The following is a 4,934-nucleotide window of genomic DNA, read 5'->3' on the forward strand; positions in this document are numbered from 1 at the left end:
CTCTTGCCCAATCTACAATATCAGTGTACCAGTGTTTTGTAATTTTCAGTTCTTCTTTGGCTTGGTCTACCCATTTTTTTATTCCTGCGGTATTGGCAATGCTGGTTTTTACCATTCGGGTTTTTCCTTCGCCTTCTACAAATGCTTTTTCTTCTTTCCGTTAATGTTTGTAATATAAAAAATAAGGTTTTCACTTTTGCTGTTTATCGTTACTCTACGACTTGTTGTTTCAATTTTTTTGAAAGTTTTCAATTCATTTTCTAATTCATTTTTTTTTGTTATAATTAATTGTTTGAAATAGCTTTCCGTCTTCATTATATTTTTTCCATATACCTATAGAATTTTTCTCATTTTCATAAAGAATATAATTATTATATTTCTCAATAGTTTTTAACTTACCATTTTTGTAATAACATTTTTTTTCTATAAAATCTTTCTGAAGCTCATCATTGTTATAATAAATTGTTGAATCTAAATTATTAAGCTTATCATAATAAAACCATGTTTGTATAGATGCTTTAGTATTTAAATCTTTATTAGAAACAATCCCAATCAATCCTTTTTCTCTTATATTACCATTTTCGTAGTAAGAAATGTGTAATTCGTCACTTCCTAAGCTATCTTTTGTAAGAATTACATATTCTAATTTATTATTGAGATATTTTCGTTTTAAAATAGTATCATTTTTTAAATTTTCTTTTGCAGAATTTACATGACTTGATTGCTTTTCGTTATCCTTCTTTTTAGAACAGAACAATAACATGAATGCAGTTAAAATATATAAAAATTTCATTTTAAAAGTTTTTGTTAATATTTATAATCAAACCATCATATAATTGCTTCGCAATTGTATCGATTCCTGAAAACAATGCTTTTGAATCTTTTGGACTTGTTACAAACCCTAATTCTACAAGTATTTTTCTTTTGGTAGTATTTTGTATTTGGCTTAAAACCTGCAAACCTCTAACATCAATTTTAGGGGAATTGCTTTCAACAGGAACAACATTATAAGTAGTAAAAATATCTTTTGCTAATTCTATACATTCTGTATTATCGGAATCAGGATATATAACGTGAGAACCAGTAGATGTATATCCATTTGCTCCATCAGCATGAATTGATATAAAATATTCTGCTTTATTATTTTTTGCTAAATCTATCCTTTTTTTTCTAGTTTCTCCATTATCAGAACCAACAATTGGACCTCTTTCTCTTGTTATAAAAGTTTTATATCCATTATCATCTAACTTTTTCTTAAGTTTTGCGGAAACATCATACACTAAAAATCTCTCTGATCTTTGAGGATCTTCTTTAACAGAGACAATCCATGCTGATGGAGTATCAATTACATACTGAGGAAGTTTAATAACATCAGCCTTGTCTGTTTTTGGTTGTTTTTTTTCATCTAAAACTTCCTTTCCATCTTTTCCTTTTAGTTTATATGTATAAATCCAACTTACAGCTCCTGTATTTCCTTTTGTATATCCATGTCCTGGATCAATTATAATCACAGGACTCTTGCGCCTTAGTTCAAACCATTTCCCATTTTCATCAAGCCAATAATTATGTTTATCTGCTTTTTGAGAAGATTTATCAGATTCTGAATTTTTACCTAAATAATTTACTTTCAAATCAGGATTACGACTATGCGCATCAACCAATATGCAAAGCTTAGCTTTTTTGTCCTTAGTAGCTGCTATTTTATCTCTCCATATTTTAATATCATTTTCATTTTTAGAAGGTTTCATTTCTAATTTAAAAATAGCAAAACCATCATCTCTTACTTTTGTAATAAATTCTCCTTTTTTATCCATGTTATCTTGTAAAACAGCTAATGGGGAATATTCATCTTTTGTAATAACACCATCTCTATCTAAAATATTTATTTCAATATTTTTTCCCGATAGCCCTTGCGTTTTTACAACAATATATATTTCATCTTCAACACCAGCCCAATTTATTTTTTGATATAAATCATTATCTATTTTTGCAAAATAAGCGTCAATTACAGTTGAACCACCAATTGTTGGAGCTTCTTCATTCGTACCATAGGTCACTCCAGAATCAAGCCCATTTTGTGTAAATTGATTTCCAAGGGAAGAGTTTTCAATATTTTTTCCTGCATAGGTTTTGGAAGAACCTCCCGTAGTTTCAATATAGTCTCCTCCTATAAAAGATTCTTTGCCCATAACTAATGGTTTTTTGAAATTTCTGCAGAATTATTCTTAATCTCTTTTTGAGAATGCTGTTCAAAAACGCCCTGACTTTGATTGGTAATCTTACCATTGGCAACTCTCAATCGATCTTTTTCTGTATGCGATTCTTTATTTCCAGTAATAAACTCAGTCATTTTTCCTGTAACGTTGGTAATAAAATCAGTTCCAATGGAGAGCATATTTAATAAACCGACAGTAGAAGTTCTATTCATGCCTGCACTTTCAGAAATATTCATTCCCACAGTATTATTTTGATTCATTCCCACGTTTGTGTTCATACTTTCCGTTACATTGATATTCATATTCTTACAATTCAATGTCATGGTTTCCGGAGCGGTGATATTGATATTACTTCCCGTTGTATCAAGATGAATTTCATTACCCGATTTATCTGTAATAATAATACTTTCATCTTCTGTAAAAACCACTTTATGTCCGCTTCGGGTCATGATAGATTTTACACGATTGTCTGCGAATCCACCCAAAGCCGTTCCCCCATGAAACATTCCACCCATTACAAAAGGTCGGTCGGGATGATGGTGGACAAAGTTTACCATTACTTGATCTCCAACTTCGGGAATGGCAACATAACCTCGGTTTTGGGTAATCTGGTCGGTTCCTCCTGCATCGGGACTCATCATTCTGATAAAATGAGTGGTGTCGTTCGTTTGCCAGTCAAATCTTACCTGAACTCTTCCCTGTCCTTCCGGATCGGTGTTTGAAATGACTGTTGCAATCTGCGGTTCAGCTTTTGGCGTTGTGAATTCTGGTTTGGGTAAAAAACCTGTATCGGATGCGATTCCGGCAAAACTTCCGGTGTAATGACCAATGGTATCAATTTCATGCGTGGTTTCTGTAATCATGATTCTTGTGAAATATGATGTTTCATTCGTATCAGGTTTTCGCATTTCGATATCTACACTGCATCCCGGATGTAAAAAAGGAACGGTTGTAGAACCCGAAAGATTGAAAACATTGACAGCCTCACTTCCAGAAGTGCTTTTTTGTGAATATTCTACATCCAAATGAGTCGTTGCTTTTATTGGAGCAACTCGTAATGATGGTGTTTTGTAAATAGCATCGTTGTGTTGATAAGCTGTTTTTGCCAAATCTCCAACATGCTGGATTGGTGTTGAACCCGATTTCAAAACTTCATTTTTATTGCTATTGTAGCCGTAGAACTGTGGTTTGGTATGAACCGCTTTCAATTCAACTTTTATGTCGTTAGCACTGCTTCCATACGTTAATTTGATGGGTTTATTTTGTGGTGGAAGTTTTCCAAAGTGAAGAACTTCGCCGTCGTAATAGAACTGTTCTCCATACGCTTCTGCCATTCTCGCCAGATAATTGTAATGCGTTTCGTCGTATTGGCTGCTATAAATAATTTGAGAATAATCATTGGTATCGATTCGGATATCAAAACGGCTTTTATCTAAACCCTGTTTTATCACTTCTTCAGCAATAATTCCCATATTAACAGCCTGATTCCCACCAAAACTCTGAATATGAGGCGCTCCATCCAATAAAATTGTTGGACTGTAACCTGACAAAATGATATTTCCCAGACTCATTTTCTCTTGACTGAATCCTACGCCAGTGATAACTCCTACAAAAGTGCGTTCCGGACTGTTTTCGATGTCTTTATAAGAAATGACGGCCGTTAATCTTTTGCCTAAAAATTTATTCGCTTCTTCTAAAGTATGAGTTTGGCGATCACCTAAAGTATCGTGAGCTAAAGTCAGCGTAAATTCGTGATGCTTTTGTGAGCTTTGGGTAAGCTTGAAATGTTTGTAATACTTGATTACCTTACCTTCAATGACCAAGGATAATTTTACCAATCGGTTGATTCCGGTATGATGATTCTCTGAAATTCCTGCCGCATTTTGAGACGGGCGGAAAACGGAACCTCCGTTTTTTTCTGAGGTATTCATATTGTTGTGATTATGTGGTGAATTAAAGATATTAAATTTTATTTATTCATTTAAATTTTAAGTGATAAAATTTATATTCAGGCTTTTAACTATACGTTATTGCCCCGATAAATTGTGTTTTTTACTGAGTTTTTAAAACAGACCTCATCGCAGCCCTGCTTGAACGGAGCTCTTTTTTATTTTTTGGTGATAACCAGAAAATAAAAAAAGCGGGAGTGGAAGAAGGATAAGCTGCCCTAAAAATGATTCAATTTAAACCCTCATGAGTCGAAAAAAGACCGTCTTTTGGGACAGTCTTTATTTGAATCTATATAAACCTTAATGAATTACTGTTATTCACCCGGCCAAACTCCTTCGTAAGCAGAGTTTCCGTAGTTGATTTTTTCAGCACTTACTACAAAGCTGATTAACATTGAGTTTTCGTCTACTGCATCGAAATCTACTTCATGCTGAATAACATAACCGTTTTCCCAGTTTAAAGTAATTAAAGTACCTTCTTCGTGAGATTTGTTGAATGTAATTTCACCTGTTGTAGGTTTGTATTTTCCGTTTAATAATGACTCGAGGATTTCAGATTTTTCTGTTGCCTCAATTGTTAATTTAATTAATGCATTAGATGGGTCTGATGCTACTCTGCCCGAAACATCTGTAGATCTTGAAACGCTATAATTCAGCTTTAATAATTTTTGACCTTCGCTGCCGTTGAATTTTAAGATTCCTCTTGAATTTGCTGCCATAATAAGTAAATTTTAAATCGTTAGTATTTTTGTGATTTCTATAACCCAAA

4 protein-coding genes are annotated in these 4,934 nt (G+C 33.2%); all 4 read right to left on the reverse strand.

Annotated elements, in window-relative coordinates; genetic code table 11:
* Positions 1-265: 265 nt before the first annotated feature.
* Complete coding sequence (locus AB671_RS20615; protein WP_066764889.1) at positions 266-793, reverse strand: hypothetical protein; 528 nt, start codon at positions 791-793, stop codon at positions 266-268.
* Between the two features lies 1 nt (position 794).
* A complete protein-coding gene (locus AB671_RS20620) occupies positions 795-2,189 on the reverse strand; it encodes an N-acetylmuramoyl-L-alanine amidase (protein WP_066678833.1) in 1,395 nt (464 codons plus the stop codon).
* A 2-nt stretch (positions 2,190-2,191) separates the two neighbouring features.
* Positions 2,192-4,147 carry a type VI secretion system Vgr family protein gene (locus AB671_RS20625; RefSeq protein ID WP_066678832.1) on the reverse strand — a complete coding sequence of 652 codons (1,956 nt, stop codon included), beginning with the start codon at positions 4,145-4,147 and terminating at the stop codon, positions 2,192-2,194.
* A 332-nt stretch (positions 4,148-4,479) separates the two neighbouring features.
* On the reverse strand, positions 4,480-4,884 hold the full coding sequence (gene tssD / locus AB671_RS20630; protein WP_066678831.1) for a type VI secretion system tube protein TssD: 405 nt from the start codon (positions 4,882-4,884) through the stop codon (positions 4,480-4,482).
* Between the last annotated feature and the right edge of the window lie 50 nt (positions 4,885-4,934).

Source organism: Chryseobacterium sp. BGARF1 (assembly GCF_001677955.1).
Lineage (GTDB): Bacteria > Bacteroidota > Bacteroidia > Flavobacteriales > Weeksellaceae > Chryseobacterium.

Bases quoted from the DNA above. Each gene is read 5' to 3' on its own strand.
- AB671_RS20625 (WP_066678832.1), bottom strand. From the start codon at position 4,147: ATGAATACCTCAGAAAAAAACGGAGGTTCCGTTTTCCGCCCGTCTCAA.
- AB671_RS20620 (WP_066678833.1), bottom strand. From the start codon at position 2,189: ATGGGCAAAGAATCTTTTATAGGAGGAGACTATATTGAAACTACGGGA.
- tssD (WP_066678831.1), bottom strand. From the start codon at position 4,884: ATGGCAGCAAATTCAAGAGGAATCTTAAAATTCAACGGCAGCGAAGGT.
- AB671_RS20615 (WP_066764889.1), bottom strand. From the start codon at position 793: ATGAAATTTTTATATATTTTAACTGCATTCATGTTATTGTTCTGTTCT.